This is a genomic window from Brevibacterium siliguriense (assembly GCF_900105315.1).
GTDB lineage: Bacteria > Actinomycetota > Actinomycetes > Actinomycetales > Brevibacteriaceae > Brevibacterium > Brevibacterium siliguriense.
The window spans coordinates 1,857,004-1,871,031 of sequence record NZ_LT629766.1; the positions used below are offsets into that span (position 1 = coordinate 1,857,004).

13 protein-coding genes are annotated in these 14,028 nt (G+C 65.7%); 8 read left to right on the plus strand and 5 right to left on the minus strand.

Features of this window, described 5'->3' with window-relative positions:
- Positions 1-71 precede the first annotated feature (71 nt).
- Positions 72-1,061, minus strand: a complete 990-nt coding sequence (locus BLU88_RS08165) for an aldose 1-epimerase family protein (RefSeq protein WP_092012257.1) — start codon at positions 1,059-1,061, stop codon at positions 72-74.
- Positions 1,062-1,181: 120 nt separating this feature from the next.
- On the opposite strand from BLU88_RS08165, the gene galT reads away from it, so the two are divergent.
- The 3 genes from galT (at position 1,182) to BLU88_RS08180 (ending at position 4,655) form a co-directional block, all read left to right on the plus strand.
- Entirely contained in the window at positions 1,182-2,393 is a 1,212-nt protein-coding gene (gene galT / locus BLU88_RS08170; RefSeq protein ID WP_092012260.1) for a galactose-1-phosphate uridylyltransferase, read from the plus strand.
- Positions 2,390-3,673 carry a galactokinase gene (gene galK, locus BLU88_RS08175; protein WP_092012263.1) on the plus strand — a complete coding sequence of 428 codons (1,284 nt, stop codon included), beginning with the start codon at positions 2,390-2,392 and terminating at the stop codon, positions 3,671-3,673. The genes galT and galK overlap by 4 nt, the downstream gene beginning before the upstream one ends.
- Positions 3,674-3,788: 115 nt before the next feature.
- Positions 3,789-4,655 (plus strand): alpha/beta fold hydrolase, encoded by an 867-nt coding sequence (locus BLU88_RS08180; RefSeq protein ID WP_231939687.1) that lies wholly within the window; start codon positions 3,789-3,791, stop codon positions 4,653-4,655.
- A 60-nt stretch (positions 4,656-4,715) separates the two neighbouring features.
- On the opposite strand, the gene BLU88_RS08185 is transcribed toward BLU88_RS08180, so the two are convergent.
- The 4 genes from BLU88_RS08185 to BLU88_RS08200 form a co-directional block, all read right to left on the minus strand.
- Positions 4,716-5,009 carry a hypothetical protein gene (locus BLU88_RS08185; RefSeq protein ID WP_092012269.1) on the minus strand — a complete coding sequence of 98 codons (294 nt, stop codon included), beginning with the start codon at positions 5,007-5,009 and terminating at the stop codon, positions 4,716-4,718.
- Between the two features lie 17 nt (positions 5,010-5,026).
- Positions 5,027-6,724 (minus strand): sodium:solute symporter family protein, encoded by a 1,698-nt coding sequence (locus BLU88_RS08190; RefSeq protein ID WP_092012272.1) that lies wholly within the window; start codon positions 6,722-6,724, stop codon positions 5,027-5,029.
- Positions 6,725-6,873: 149 nt separating this feature from the next.
- Complete coding sequence (locus BLU88_RS08195; RefSeq protein WP_092012275.1) at positions 6,874-7,632, minus strand: DeoR/GlpR family DNA-binding transcription regulator; 759 nt, start codon at positions 7,630-7,632, stop codon at positions 6,874-6,876.
- A gap of 65 nt (positions 7,633-7,697) precedes the next feature.
- Positions 7,698-8,414, minus strand: coding sequence for an IclR family transcriptional regulator (locus tag BLU88_RS08200; protein WP_025777351.1), 717 nt, complete (start codon positions 8,412-8,414; stop codon positions 7,698-7,700).
- Between the two features lie 175 nt (positions 8,415-8,589).
- Here BLU88_RS08200 and leuC point away from each other — a divergent pair, with 175 nt between their 5' ends.
- From leuC to BLU88_RS08225, 5 genes are all read left to right on the plus strand, one after another.
- Complete coding sequence (gene leuC / locus BLU88_RS08205; RefSeq protein ID WP_092012278.1) at positions 8,590-10,074, plus strand: 3-isopropylmalate dehydratase large subunit; 1,485 nt, start codon at positions 8,590-8,592, stop codon at positions 10,072-10,074.
- Between the two features lie 16 nt (positions 10,075-10,090).
- Positions 10,091-10,690, plus strand: a complete 600-nt coding sequence (gene leuD, locus BLU88_RS08210; protein ID WP_092012281.1) for a 3-isopropylmalate dehydratase small subunit — start codon at positions 10,091-10,093, stop codon at positions 10,688-10,690.
- A 203-nt stretch (positions 10,691-10,893) separates the two neighbouring features.
- The gene (murA, locus tag BLU88_RS08215; protein WP_092012285.1) at positions 10,894-12,210 is read left to right on the plus strand and encodes a UDP-N-acetylglucosamine 1-carboxyvinyltransferase; all 1,317 of its coding nucleotides are present in this window, start codon (positions 10,894-10,896) and stop codon (positions 12,208-12,210) included.
- Positions 12,207-12,974, plus strand: coding sequence for a lysophospholipid acyltransferase family protein (locus tag BLU88_RS08220; RefSeq protein ID WP_092012288.1), 768 nt, complete (start codon positions 12,207-12,209; stop codon positions 12,972-12,974). The genes murA and BLU88_RS08220 overlap by 4 nt, the downstream gene beginning before the upstream one ends.
- On the plus strand, positions 12,971-13,984 hold the full coding sequence (locus BLU88_RS08225; protein WP_092012291.1) for an NAD(P)H-dependent glycerol-3-phosphate dehydrogenase: 1,014 nt from the start codon (positions 12,971-12,973) through the stop codon (positions 13,982-13,984). The genes BLU88_RS08220 and BLU88_RS08225 overlap by 4 nt, the downstream gene beginning before the upstream one ends.
- The last annotated feature ends 44 nt before the right edge of the window (positions 13,985-14,028 follow it).

A 14,028-nucleotide genomic window follows, 5' to 3' on the forward strand; every position in this document is an offset into this window, starting at 1 on the left:
CGCAACCTATCAGGGTGCACTGACCCGCGGCAGGGCGACTGTCATTTTGGGAGGAACAGCGAAGTGCTGACTCAGCTTGCGTGCTCGTCGTCCCCGGTCAGAGCGATGCTCCACTCGACGACAAGCGCGTCACCTGGTTCGACGACGTCGAAGTCAACGCCTGCCTCGCCAGCGGCGAAGGCATTCGGAGGACACGTCATCGGCTCGATCGCGATCGCCCGACGCGCCAGATCCTCGTCGAGCCCGTCGCCCGTGCACGCCTGCCAGGTGCGGAAACCAGGCCCCATCCCGACGACGACCTCGCACAGATCCGCACCCTTCAGCCTTGCCCGTGACCATCCGTCATCCCCGCGCCGTGGCTGACCGTAAGCATCATCGAGGACCGTTCCGCCGACCAGTCGCAGCGCCCGGAAGTCCTTGCACACCATGCACGCGGAATCATCGGAGACGTGGTCGGCCGGGACCGCGGTACCGTCATCGAATGGGCGAACGGCCGTGGGTATGAGCCGCTCATCTGTCTTGTGCCAGTGCGCAGCAGGAATGACGAGCTGCGCGTCATCGACTAGGCAGTCCTGTTCCGGGACGCCGGCATCATCGGCAGATGCGCCCGGAGAGAGCCATGGGTGAAAACCGAAACCGAACGGAGCCGGAGCCGACCCCGTGTTGAGGGCACGTGCGCGCATGCGCAGCTCCGCCTCGGCGAGTTCGATATCGACCCGCAGGCCGAACTCGAACGGATACCCCTGGGTCGCCTCCAGCGTGTATTCGAGGCTGACCGTCGACTCGGTGCGCTCGGCCACGGACCACTCGACGTCGGCGACGAGGCCGTGGAGCGCGGTATTACGCTCGGGCTCGTTGATCGGCAGCCGATGACTCTCACCGGCGAAGTCGAAACGGCCCCTATCGATCCTGTTCGGCCAGGGAGCGAGCACGGCTCCGTCGAAGGCGTTCATCGGCACCACGACCGGGCGATCACCGACGCTGAAGCGAACCAGGCTCGCACCGATGGGGGAGATGACCGCCGCTGACTCGTCGCAGGCGAGTTCGATGGTGGCGGTCATGGGTCTCCAGGGGGAGTCGAGTGCGAGAAGAACGGTTGCAGATATTCTACTCTGTCCGCGCCGAGCTGAGCCTCCAGATGTTAGCATTATGATCGAAAATGATAACTTTTGGGAGGTCTGATGCCAGCGTCGCATCAAAGGGCGAACCTGTCCGATGGTCGCGAGATCCTGTTCTTCCAGGACCACGACTCACCTGCACCGACGATCGCCGCTGACCCCCGGCCACACGATTCGCGTCCCGACAGCGGCGCCCTGCGCTTTGACGTCCTCACCGGCGAATGGGTTGCCGTGGCCACACACCGGCAGGCCCGCACCCACCTGCCCGCCGCCTCCGAATGTCCGCTGTGCCCGTCGTCGCCGGACCGCCCCACAGAGATCCCGGCCGCGGACTTCGACGTCGCCGTCTTCGAGAATCGCTTCCCCTCACTCGGCCCCGGCCTCGGTGACGTTCCCTCTTCTCAAGCGGTGGACACCACCTTCGCCGAGGCGACCGCCGCCGCGGCCGACACCGTGACGTCTGCGCTGTCGGGACCCGGATTCGGCCGCTGCGAAGTCGTCGTCTTCTCCTCCGAGCACACCGGTTCCTTCGCAGGACTCGGAACCGCACGCGCCCGCACCGTCATCGACGCCTGGGCCAACCGGACCGCCGAACTCTCTGCTCTGCCGGGAATCGAGCAGGTCTTCATGTTCGAGAACCGCGGGGAGGAGATCGGAGTGACGATGAACCACCCGCACGGACAGATCTATGCTTACCCATATGTCACCCCGCACACCGCGATCACCTCGGCACGGGCGCACGATCACCTGCGCCGGACGGGGCGACCACTGCTCAGCGATGTGCTCGCCTTCGAGCGTGAGGCAGGGGAGCGGATGATCCTCGAAACCGCTCACTTCTCCGCCTTCGTGCCCTTCGCGGCCCGCTGGCCGATCGAAGTCCACATCATCCCGCACCGCCAGGTGGGCAGCGTCGACGAACTCGACGAGACCGAACGCGACGACCTGGCTCGCGTCTACCCGGAGGTGCTGCGCCGCATCGACGGCCTCTACCCGAGCCCCACACCGTATATCGCGGCCTGGCATCAGGCGCCGGTCAACAGTGCCGACCGCCGGGCCGAATGGCTCCACCTCGAGATCACCAGCCCGAGGAGGGCGGAGAGCAAACTGAAGTTCCTCGCCGGGTCGGAGGCCGCCATGGGCGCCTTCGTCGGCGACGTCTCCGCCGAGGAGACCGCAGCCAGGCTGCGGGCGGTGACCTTGGAGCCCCTCGCCGAGGCGGCCGCGACCGCGAGTGCGAACACCGCAGCGACTGTGACGGAAGGTGACCGACGATGAGCACCGCGACTTCGACGACGGCGACCCCGACCCCCGATCATCTCGCCGAGGAGTTCGAAGCCCTGTTCGGGTACCGGCCGCTCGGATCCTTCCGTGCGCCCGGACGAGTGAACGTCATCGGCGAACACACGGACTACAACCTCGGGTTCGTCCTGCCCATCGCCATCGACCGGGCCGTGTACGTCGCCATCGGCAAGCGACCCGAGGGCGGTGCCGAAGGTCGAATCGATCACAGCACAGGGGAGTCGGCAACTGTGGAGCCGCCTCGGCGAGGGGAGAGCATCCGCATCGTCTCCGATCATCGCGATAGAGCTGGTCAGCGTCTGTCCGGCCAGTTCACGGCCGCGGAACTCGTGCCCGGGACCCTGCCCGGCTGGCTGAGCCACGCAGCTGGAGTCGTCGATGAGATCGCGAAGACCACCGGCACCACCGTCGGCGGAGTCGACCTCTATATCGAGTCCACGGTGCCGGTCGGTGCCGGACTGTCGTCATCGCATGCTCTCGAAGTTGCGGTGCTCATCGCCCTCGACGAAGTGTTCGTCCTCGGTCTCGACGACCGGGAGAAGGTGCTGCTGACTCAGCGGGCCGAGAACGACTTCGTCGGTGCGCCGACGGGAATCGTCGATCAGGCCGCTTCGATCATGACCGAGGCCGGGCACGCGCTCTTTCTCGACTGCCGGGACCTCAGCGCCCGTCAGATTCCCTTCGACCTCGACGCCGAGGGGCTCAGGCTCCTCGTTATCGACTCGAAGGTCTCGCACTCGCACAGCGAAAGCGGGTACGGGGCCAGGCGGAAGACCTGCGAAGAGTCCGCCGCGATCTTCGGCGTCGACAGCCTGCGGGAACTCGCCGATGACGTCGACCTGGGCGAGCTGACCGACGAACAGCGCAAGCGCGTGCGGCACGTCATCTCCGAGAACGCGCGGGTCCGGGCCACCGTGGAGCTGCTCGCGGACAATGAACGTTCAACCGTCGCCGACCACGACGACCGCATCCGTGCCATCGGCGATCTGCTGGTGGCTTCCCACGAATCCTTGGCGTACGACTATGAGGTCTCGTGCGTTGAACTCGATGTGGCGGTGGCGGCCGCGATGGGCGCGGGTGCGCTCGGGGCGCGAATGATCGGCGGCGGCTTCGGCGGCTCGGGAATCGCCCTCATCCATGCGGACCAAGTTTCAGCGGTCAGCGACGCGGTGATAACTGCATTCGCCGAGCACGGCTTTGGAAAGCCGGATATCTTCGCCGTCAGCGCAGGCGGGGGCGCCGCCCGGTTCGACTGAGTCGCAGACTCGACCAGATCGCAGACCGATGCGCAGGCGTTGACTCCACGAACTCCTGCGGTTCATGCTTGAACCGAAGCCGGCTCTGGTTGGGGCAGCGGTCGATGGAGACGCGATGAGTTCAGACAGGTGGGAGAGCGATATGGGCATATGCGAGGTCAATGGAGTGAGCCTCGGCGTCGAGGAGTTCGGTGAGCCGGATGCGCCTCTGGTGCTCTGCCTCGGCGCTCCGACGATGCTGTCTTGGCCGGACGCCCTATGCGAGCTCCTGGCAAGGCAGGGACGCCGCGTGGTGCGCTGCGACCTCCGTGATGCCGGTGCCTCAAGCCACGGTGACCTGGAGTCACCGGACTACACCTTGCGAGACCTCGCCGCCGATGCCGCCGCACTCGCTCGTACCTTCGACGAGCGGCCCGCTCACCTGGCGGGAATCGGCATCAGCGGGATGGTTGCTCAGGTCGCAGCTCTCGACCATCCGGACGCGTTCTCAGCACTCACGTTCATCGGGACCCGACCGGTCGCTCCTGGCCCCGTCGACAATGACCTGCCGGATCATGATGAGGCCACGATGGAACCGCTCTTCTCCCGTCCGCAGCCGGACTGGACGGACGTCGATTCAGTGGCCGACTTCATGACCGAAGGCGCGCAGATCCTCGGCGACGATCCTGACGAGGCCCGCGAGGTCGCTGTGCGGATCTGGGAGAGGACGCAAGACTCGGACACGGAGACCCACCTGGCCGATCAGCTCGGAATGGTGTTCTCCCGCCTCGACTGCAGCCCGCGGTGGAGGGAACGCCTGCCGCAGCTGCAATTGCCGACGCTTGTCGTACACGGCCGCCTCGACCCGTTCTTCCCCGTGGGCAACGGGGAAGCGATCGCCCGGGAGATTCCAGGGGCCCGGCTCCTCGTCCTCGAGAACGGCTCGACGGCAGTGTCGACCGCAGACGTTCCCGAGGTTGTGAGCGCAATGTCCGAGCTCTGAGCAGACCGACTCAGCCAGCCACGGGCAGCTTCTGACCCTGCCCTGCGCGGACCCAGGGAATCAGTCGGTGCCGGGGGTCGCCTCGGTGTCGGTGTCTGCGCCGTCCTCGGGGGTCTCGACGATGCGGATCGGGCGCAGCTTCGCCCAGACGATGAAGATGGCTGCGGCGATGATGAGTCCGATCCCGGTCCACAGATTCGCGTCGATTCCGCCGGTGCGCTCCGCCTCATCGGGGGTGAAGCCGACGATCCCGGCGATCGTGAGGATGATGCCGAAGATCCCCAGCAGGATGCCGATGAAGTTGCGGATGTCGAAGGCGCCTGCGGTCTTCGTCAGTTCGTTTGCTTTGCTCATGGTGTTCACTGGCTCCTTCACCCGAAGGTCACGTTGAGGATGATGACGAGGACCAAGGCGACTCCCGCGATGGGCACCGGACGCTTCCAGACCGGGGGCTTCGGTTCGCCCAGATCCTCGAAGTCGGTCTTCGGAGTCTCCGAATAGACGAGCCCGCGCAGCTCATGCGTCGGCTTCGGCGCAGTCCTGAAGGTGACGATGACGGAGAGGATGATGTCGACGACGAACGCGGTGCTGGCGGCGAGGAATGCCGCACCCTGACCGGGCAGATCGAGGACTCCGGTCTCTGCGAGGACGAACACGGCCACGGCGGAGAGCGTTCCGCCGACCAGGCCGACCCAACCGGCGGTCGCGGACATCCGCTTCCAGAACATACCGAGGATGAAGGTTGCGAACAGCGGTGCGTTGAAGAAGCCGAACAGCGTCTGCAGATAGTCCATGAGGTTGGAGAAGTTGCCGGCGATGAGAGCAGTGAAGATCGCGACGATGCAGGCGCCGATCGTGGCGTAGCGGCCGACCTTGAGATAGTAGCCGTCCTCCCGGTCCTTGACCACGTACTGCTGCCACAGGTCATAGCTGAAGACTGTGTTGAACGCGGAGATGTTCGCGGCCATTCCCGCCATGAACGCGGCGAGCAGACCCGCGATCGCGATGCCCAGCAGACCGTTCGGCAGGACCTCGCGCATGAGCAGCAGGAGCGCATCGTTGTAAGTCACGCCCGTCTGTGCCTGGGCGGTCGCCTCGTCGACGGTGGACGCGATCTGCTTGAACTGCGTCATCTGCGTCACGAGGACTGCGGAGATCATGCCGGGGATGATGACGATGAAGGGGATGAGCATCTTCGGGAAGGAGCCGAGGATGGGCGTCAGCCGCGCCGCATTGATCGACTTCGACGCCATGGCCCGCTGGACCTCGACGAAGTTCGTCGTCCAGTAGCCGAAGGAGAGCACGAAGCCGAGACCGAAGACGATGCCGACGACCGAGAGCACTGGATTGGAGAAGCCGGAGAGCTGTTCGCCCGGCCAGCTGCTCAGCTGCTCGGCGCCGAGCATGCCGTCGTTGGTCACTCGCTCCTTGAGGCCTTCCCAGCCGCCGACGCGATTGAGCCCGATGATCGTCAGCGGCAGGAGCGCTGCGACGATGACGAAGAATTGGAGCACCTCGTTGTAGATCGCCGCGGTGAGCCCGCCGAGCGTGATGTAGGAGAGCACGATCACTGCGGCGACGACGAGGGCGATCCACAGCGGCCATCCGAGCAGACGATTGACGATCGTACCGAGCAGGAACAGGTTGACGCCGGCGATGAGGATCTGCGCGATCGCGAACGACAGCGCGTTGACCAGGTGAGCACCGGTGCCGAAGCGCTTGCGCATGAACTCGGGCACCGATCGGACCTTCGAACCGTAGTAGAAGGGCATCATCACGACACCGAGGAACAGCATCGCCGGGACCGCGCCGATCCAGAAATAGTGCATCGTCGGCATGCCGTACTGGGCGCCCGTGGCGGACATGCCCATGATCTCCACGGCGCCGAGGTTGGCCGAGACGAACGCGAGAGCCGTGACCCACGCCGGAAGGCTCCGTCCGGAGAGGAGGAACTCGATGCTCGAGGAGATCCCGCGTTTGGCGAACCACCCGATGCCGAGGACGAAGATGAAGTAGATCGCTATCAGCAGATAGTCGATCCACTGTGCGTCCAAGCGGATTGCTTCCAAGGTTCCTCCATATGCGTCAGTGCATGTCGTCAAAATGCGTCACTGCATGGCTGCGTGTGGTGTGTGACACCCGAATGGACACTTTAGAGGATTGTGAGCTTGATCGCTAGTGATCGAACCTGAACAGTTTTGATCGTTTGGTCGGAAGGTCAGACGACCTGGACCTCGACGCCTGCCTCGCGCAGGGCCGTGAGCTCGGATTCCGTGCTCTTCGAATCGGTGATGAGCTGATGGATCTGCTCGGTCGGAACGGTGAGCACCGATGAACGGAGCCCGACCTTCGTGTGATCGACGAGAGCAGTCACGCGACCCGCCCCGGCGGCCATCGCCCGGTCCGTATCGGCGACGGGGAAAGCCGGCGTCGACAGACCGAAGTCCGCGGCCAGGCCGTTGCCGGAGAGGAAGACGGTATCGGCGCGCAGTCCGAGCAGCTGAGACACCGTGCCGCCGCCGACGAAGGCGCGAATGGAGTGGCGCAGCAGACCGCCGACGACGATGACCTCATTGTCGGGGGAGGAGACCATGGCCTCGGCGACGAGCAGTGAATTCGTCACCACGCGCAGACCCGAACGCGTCACGAGCTCCTTGGCCAACAGCTCGGTCGTCGTCCCGGGACCGAGCGCGACGACATCGCCGTTGCGCACCAGCGTCGCCGCGGCGCGAGCGATCGCCGTCTTCTCGGCCAGCGCCTGCTCGAGCTTCTCCGCATAGCTCGACTCCCGCGCGCTCGAGGCAAGCACGGCACCGCCGTGGGTGCGGACGAGCCTGCCCTCCTCGGCGAGCTGATCGAGGTCACGGCGGATCGTCACGGCCGAAGTGTCGAGCTTCTCCGACAGGGTGGTGATGGAGACGGCGCCGTCTCTCTCGATCGTGTCGACGATGATATTGCGTCTCTGGGCGGCGATCATGGGGCCATAGTACAGACAGCGGGCCCGGCAGAGATCTCCCGGGCCCGCGAAGTGTTCTGCTGCATTCAGCCGCGCACGAGTGCTTCGGTCAGCGCCCGCGCGGCGTCGATGACGGACTTCGCGTGCAGGCGACCGGGCTGGCGAGTCAAACGGTCCACCGGTCCGGAGATCGAGACGGCGGCGACCACACGATTGCTCGGTCCTCGCACGGGAGCCGACACCGAGGCGACGCCCCGTTCGCGTTCGGCGATCGACTGTGCCCATCCTCGGCGACGGACACCGGAGAGCATGGTCGCGGAGAACCGGGCGCCGCGCAGACCCGTGTGCAGACGGTCCGGCTCCTCCCAGGCAAGAAGCACCTGAGCGGCGGAACCGGCGCGCATCGACAGGGTCGCGCCGATCGGCACGGAGTCGCGCAGGCCCACCGGACGCTCGGCTGCGGCCACGCACAGACGCAGATCGCCCTGGCGGCGGAAGAGCTGAGCGGACTCGCCGGTCTGATCGCGCAGCTGACCCAGAACAGGCCCGGCTGCGGCCAGCAGACGATCCTCGCCGGCAGCCGACGACAGCTCGGCCAGGCGCGGCCCGAGGACGAATCGTCCCTGCAGATCGCGGCCGACGATGCGGTGGAATTCGAGGGCAACAGCCAGGCGGTGGGCAGTGGGGCGTGCCAGTCCGGTCAGCGTCACCAATTCGGCGAGAGAGGCGGGTCCGGCCTCAAGTGCGGAGAGAACCATTGCGGCCTTGTCGATGACTCCGACGCCGCTACCATTGCTTGTCATAGGCACTATTGTGCGCGTCTCAGTGGGCGAGATGCAAGTTCGCATTGCGATACGGGCGAGTAGATTTCGAATACGCACTCACTCCAGTGCGCACACAGCAGTTCATCGACGTGCCGTACCTCGGCCCGTCAGGTCTACATCGGGTGCAGAGATCCCTGCGCCGGCGGGAGGAATCATGCCACGCACATTGGCCGAGAAGGTCTGGGCCGATCACGTCGTCTCACGAGGTGTTGACGGTGCGCCGGACCTTATCTACATCGACCTGCACCTCGTCCACGAGGTGACCAGCCCGCAGGCCTTCGACGGACTCCGACTCGCCGGACGCCCCGTGCGCCGCCCCGACCTCACCATCGCCACCGAGGACCACAACACCCCGACCTGGGACATCGACAAGCCGATCGCCGAACCCACCTCGGCCACGCAGATCAACACCCTGCGCAAGAACGCCGAAGAGTTCGGGATCCGCCTGCACAGCCTCGGCGACGCCGACCAGGGCATCGTCCACGTTGTGGGACCGCAGCTGGGCCTGACTCAGCCGGGCACCACCGTCGTCTGCGGCGACTCGCACACCTCCACCCACGGTGCTTTCGGGGCGCTCGCCTTCGGCATCGGCACCTCCGAGGTCGAACACGTGCTCGCCACGCAGACACTGAGCCTCAAGCCCTTCAAGACGATGTCGATCACCGTCGACGGCGACCTGCCCGAAGGCTCGAGCGCGAAGGACATCATCCTCGCCATCATTGCGAAGATCGGCACCGGCGGGGGACAGGGCTACGTCCTCGAATACCGCGGTTCGGCCATCCGCCAGCTGTCGATGGAAGCCCGGATGACGATCTGCAATATGTCGATCGAAGCCGGTGCCCGCGCCGGAATGGTCGCCCCCGATGAGACGACCTTCGAGTACGTCAAGGGCCGCCCGCACGCACCCGAAGGCGCTGACTGGGACGCCGCCGTCGACTACTGGAAGACCCTCTACACCGACGACGGCGCGGAATTCGACGCCGAGGTCGTGCTCAAAGCCGAAGACATCGAACCCTTCGTCACCTGGGGCACGAACCCCGGCCAGGGCCTGCCGCTGTCGGCAAGCGTTCCCAGCCCCGACGACTTCACCGACGAGAACGACAAAGCCGCAGCGGCCAACGCGCTGGCCTATATGGGCCTGACCCCGGGCACGCCGCTGCGTGAGATCGAAGTCGACACCGTATTCCTCGGCTCCTGCACGAACTCCCGGATCGAAGACCTCCGTGCCGCGGCCGACATCGTCCGCGGACGTAAGAAGGCCGACAACGTCCGCTTCATGGTCGTCCCCGGCTCCGCGAAGGTCCGCCTCCAAGCCGAAGAAGAGGGCCTCGACGTCATCTTCAAGGACTTCGGCGGCGAATGGCGCTTCGCCGGCTGCTCGATGTGCTTGGGCATGAACCCGGACCAGCTGGCCGAGGGCGAACGTTGCGCGTCGACCTCGAACCGAAACTTCGAAGGCCGCCAGGGCAAGGGAGGACGCACCCACCTCGTGTCTCCGCTCGTGGCCGCTGCGACTGCGGTGCGCGGCACCCTGTCCTCACCGGGTGACGTCGCCGACCTGCCGCGGGATGCCGAACCCGTGGAATGGGCCGATGACCGCCTGTCCCTGAACCTGACACCCGTCTCGGCGAACGACTGAAGAAGGAGGACGAGCCATGGAAGCTTTCACCACCCACACCGGCATCGGCGTTCCTCTGCGCCGATCCAATATAGACACCGACCAGATCATCCCCGCGAAGTTCCTCAAGCGCGTCACCCGCACCGGCTTCGAAGATGCTCTGTTCTACCGCTGGCGGACCAACGACGACTTCGTCCTCAACGACCCCGACTTCGCGTCGGGCTCCGTCCTCGTCGCCGGTCCGGACTTCGGCACCGGATCCTCCCGTGAGCACGCCGTCTGGGCACTCAAGGACTATGGCTTCCGCGTCGTCCTGTCGTCGCGTTTCGGCGACATCTTCCGCGGCAACTCCGGCAAGGAGGGCCTGCTGGCCGCCCAGCTGGAACAGGCCGATATCGAGCTGATCTGGAAGATCCTCGAGAACCATCCCGGAACCTCGATCACCGTGGACCTGGGCGAGAAGACCGTGACGTGCGACACCGTCACCGTGTCGTTCCAGATCGACGACTACACGCGCTGGCGCCTGCTCGAAGGTCACGACGACATCAGTCTCACCCTGGCCAAGGAAGACGAGATCGTCGCCTACGAATCCTCCCGCTTCGCCTTCAAACCCACGACCCTGCCTGCCAAGGTCTGACCTTCACCGAGGCGGCCCCCGCCACCATCGGACCCCCACCGAGGCGGCCGACCGAAACGCTCGTACGCGACCTCGGGGCCACCTCGACGAATCGGTGGGATACCGTCGCCTGGGTTAGTCTAGGACGGTGCCCTCAGCAATCGACAGGCACCGTCTCCGGGTGGATTCCCGCCCGGATCCGATCATCGGAATCAGGGAGGAACATGCTCGAAGTACGTGGGGGAAATCCGCTGGACGGCACCGTCCGAGTCCGCGGCGCCAAGAACCTGGTGCCCAAGGCGATGGTGGCGTCTCTGCTCGGTGAGACCCCGTCCGTGCTGCGCGGCGTGCCCCAGATCCGCGACGTCGAAATCGTCACCGGACTCCTCGAACTCCACGGAGTCCGCGTCGCATCCGGCCCCGACGGAGACCAGCCCGACGGCGAGCTCCACCTCGACCCGGCCGATGTGGCTCAGGGATCCATCGTCGACATCGACGCCCATGCCGGTTCTTCCCGCATCCCGATCCTCTTCTGCGGCCCGCTGCTGCACAGCCTCGGTCAGGCATTCATCCCCGACCTCGGCGGCTGTCATATCGGCGACCGCCCCATCAACTTCCACCTCGATGTGCTCCGCAAGTTCGGAGCCGAGGTCGACAAGACTCCCGGCGGCATCATGCTCAAGGCACACAGTCGCCTGCAGGGAACCAAGGTCGAACTGCCCTACCCCTCCGTCGGAGCCACCGAACAGGTGCTGCTGACCGCAGTGCGCGCCGAGGGTGTGACCGAGCTGCGGGGAGCGGCCATCGAACCGGAGATCATGGATCTCATCGCGCTGCTGCAGAAGATGGGCGCGATCATCACCGTCGACACCGACCGCGTAGTGCGCATCGAAGGCGTCGACAGCCTCCGCGGATTCATCCACCGCGCCCTGCCCGACCGCAACGAGACCGCCTCGTGGGCCTCGGCGGCACTGGCCACCGGCGGAGACATCTTCGTCGAAGGCGCCAGCCAGCCCGAACTCATCACCTTCCTCAACGTCTTCCGCAAGATCGGCGGCGAATTCGATGTGCAGGAGACCGGTATCCGCTTCCGCCACCCCGGCGGCAAACTCCGGTCCTTCGCCCTCGAGACCGACGTCCACCCCGGCTTCATGACCGACTGGCAGCAGCCGCTGGTCGTCGCGATGACTCAGGCCGAAGGGCTGTCGATCATCCACGAGACCGTGTACGAGAACCGTTTCGGCTTCACCGACGCCCTGCGCGACATGGGTGCGCAGATCCAGCTCTACCGCGAATGCCTCGGCGGCACTCCCTGCCGCTTCGGCCGGCGGAACTACCAGCACTCGGCCGTGATCTCCGGACCCACCGACCTCAAGGGCACCCGCATCGAAGTTCCAGATCTGCGCGGCGGCTTCAGCCACCTCATCGCCGCCCTTGTCGCCCAGGGCGCGAGCGAAGTCCACGGCATCGAACTCATCAACCGCGGCTACGAGAACTTCCTCGACAAGCTCATCGGACTCGGTGCCGAGGTCTCTGCATGAGCCAGGCGACCGAACCGGACGAAAGCCAACACGATCTCGTCTCCTTCGACCCCGCCTCGGTGCGTTCCCAGAACCGAGCCGGCACCGTCGCGGCCACGGCGGCATTCGGACTCATGCGCACGGCCACGAAGATGAGCATTCGGGGAGCCGAACACCTGCCGCCGGCGGGCGAAGGCATCATCGCAGCCGCCTACCATGCCAACCATCTCGACCCGATCCTCGTGGGACTGGCCCTCAAGCGCAATGGTCGGATGCCGCACTTCCTCGCGAAGTCGACGCTGTTCACCGGTGCGCTCGGCAAGATCCTCAAGGTCATCGGGCAGATCCCTGTGCTGCGCTCCTCCGCGCAGGCCGGCGACTCCCTCGAATATGCGAAGGACGCCCTGGCGCACGGCCAGACCGTCGTCATCTACCCCGAGGGTACGCTGACGAAAGACCCGGAGATGTGGCCCCAGCACTTCAAGACCGGCACGGCCCGGCTGGCGCTGGAGACCGGAGCCCCGATCATCCCAGTCGCCCACTGGGGACTGAACACGATCTATCCGCGCGGGCAGAAGAAATTCCGCTTCCGCCCCTTCAGCCACGACACCGTCGTGGCTTTCGGACCCGCCATCGACTACTCGGATCTGTGGGATCACCGGGATGAGAAGAAGACGATGGGGTACCTCTCGCAGCGTGTGAAGAACACCGTGGCGGCGATGGTGGCCGAACTGTCCGAACGCGAACTGCCGCAGCGTTTCAAGAGCAAGGAGACAGGCGAATGAGCGTCGTTAAGATCACAGTCCTCGGAGCCGGATCGTGGGGAACCACCTACGCCGCGGTCATCGCCGACGCCGGATTCCCCGTCACTCTGTGGGCCCGCCGTCCTGAGGTCGCCGAGGAGATCAACTCCACGCACACCAATGAGCGCTACCTGGGCGAACGAGTCCTGCCCGAGGGCTTAAGCGCCACCGATGACGACATCGCCGCCGTCACCGATGCCGACGTCATCGTCCTCGCCGTCCCCGCCCAGACCCTGCGCGAGAACCTCACCCGGTGGAAGCCGCACCTTAAGCGCGGCGTGAAGCTCGTGAGCCTGATGAAGGGCATCGAGGTCGACACCGGCAAACGCATGTCCGAGGTCATCGCCGAGGTCGCCGAGGTCGCCGAATCGCAGATCGCCGTCGTCTCCGGCCCGAACCTCGCCCGTGAGATCGCCGACCGGCAGCCGACCGCCACCGTCGTTGCGTCCTCCGACATCACCACCGCCGAGGCGGTCGCGGAGATCAGTGCGAACGCATACTTCCGCCCGTACACGAACACCGACGTCGTCGGGGTCGAGATCGGCGGTGCGATCAAGAACATCATCGCCCTGTCCGTGGGCATTGCCGATGGGCAGAAGCTCGGCGACAACTCAAAGGCTTCGATCATCACCCGCGGGCTCGCCGAAACGTCCCGCCTGGCCGCGGCTATGGGCGCCGAAGCACACACTCTGTCCGGGCTCGCCGGACTCGGCGACCTCGTGGCCACCTGCGCCTCACCCCTGTCGCGCAACCGCACTTTCGGGCGCCACCTCGGTGAGGGGATGAGCCTCGAGGATGTCATCGCCCATACCTCGCAGACAGCCGAAGGCGTGAAGTCCGCTCCCGCCGTCCTGGCGCTCGGCCGACGCAACGGCGTCGACCTGCCCATCACCGAGGCGGTCTGCGCGGTGTTGGCCGGAAAACTGCAGGTTGACGAACTCGCCGGATTGCTGTTGTCTCGGAAACGTAAGCACGAAGGCCCACCGGCCTGAGTCGGACCACGACTCAGGCCACCCGCTGGAAAATTAGGAGCACA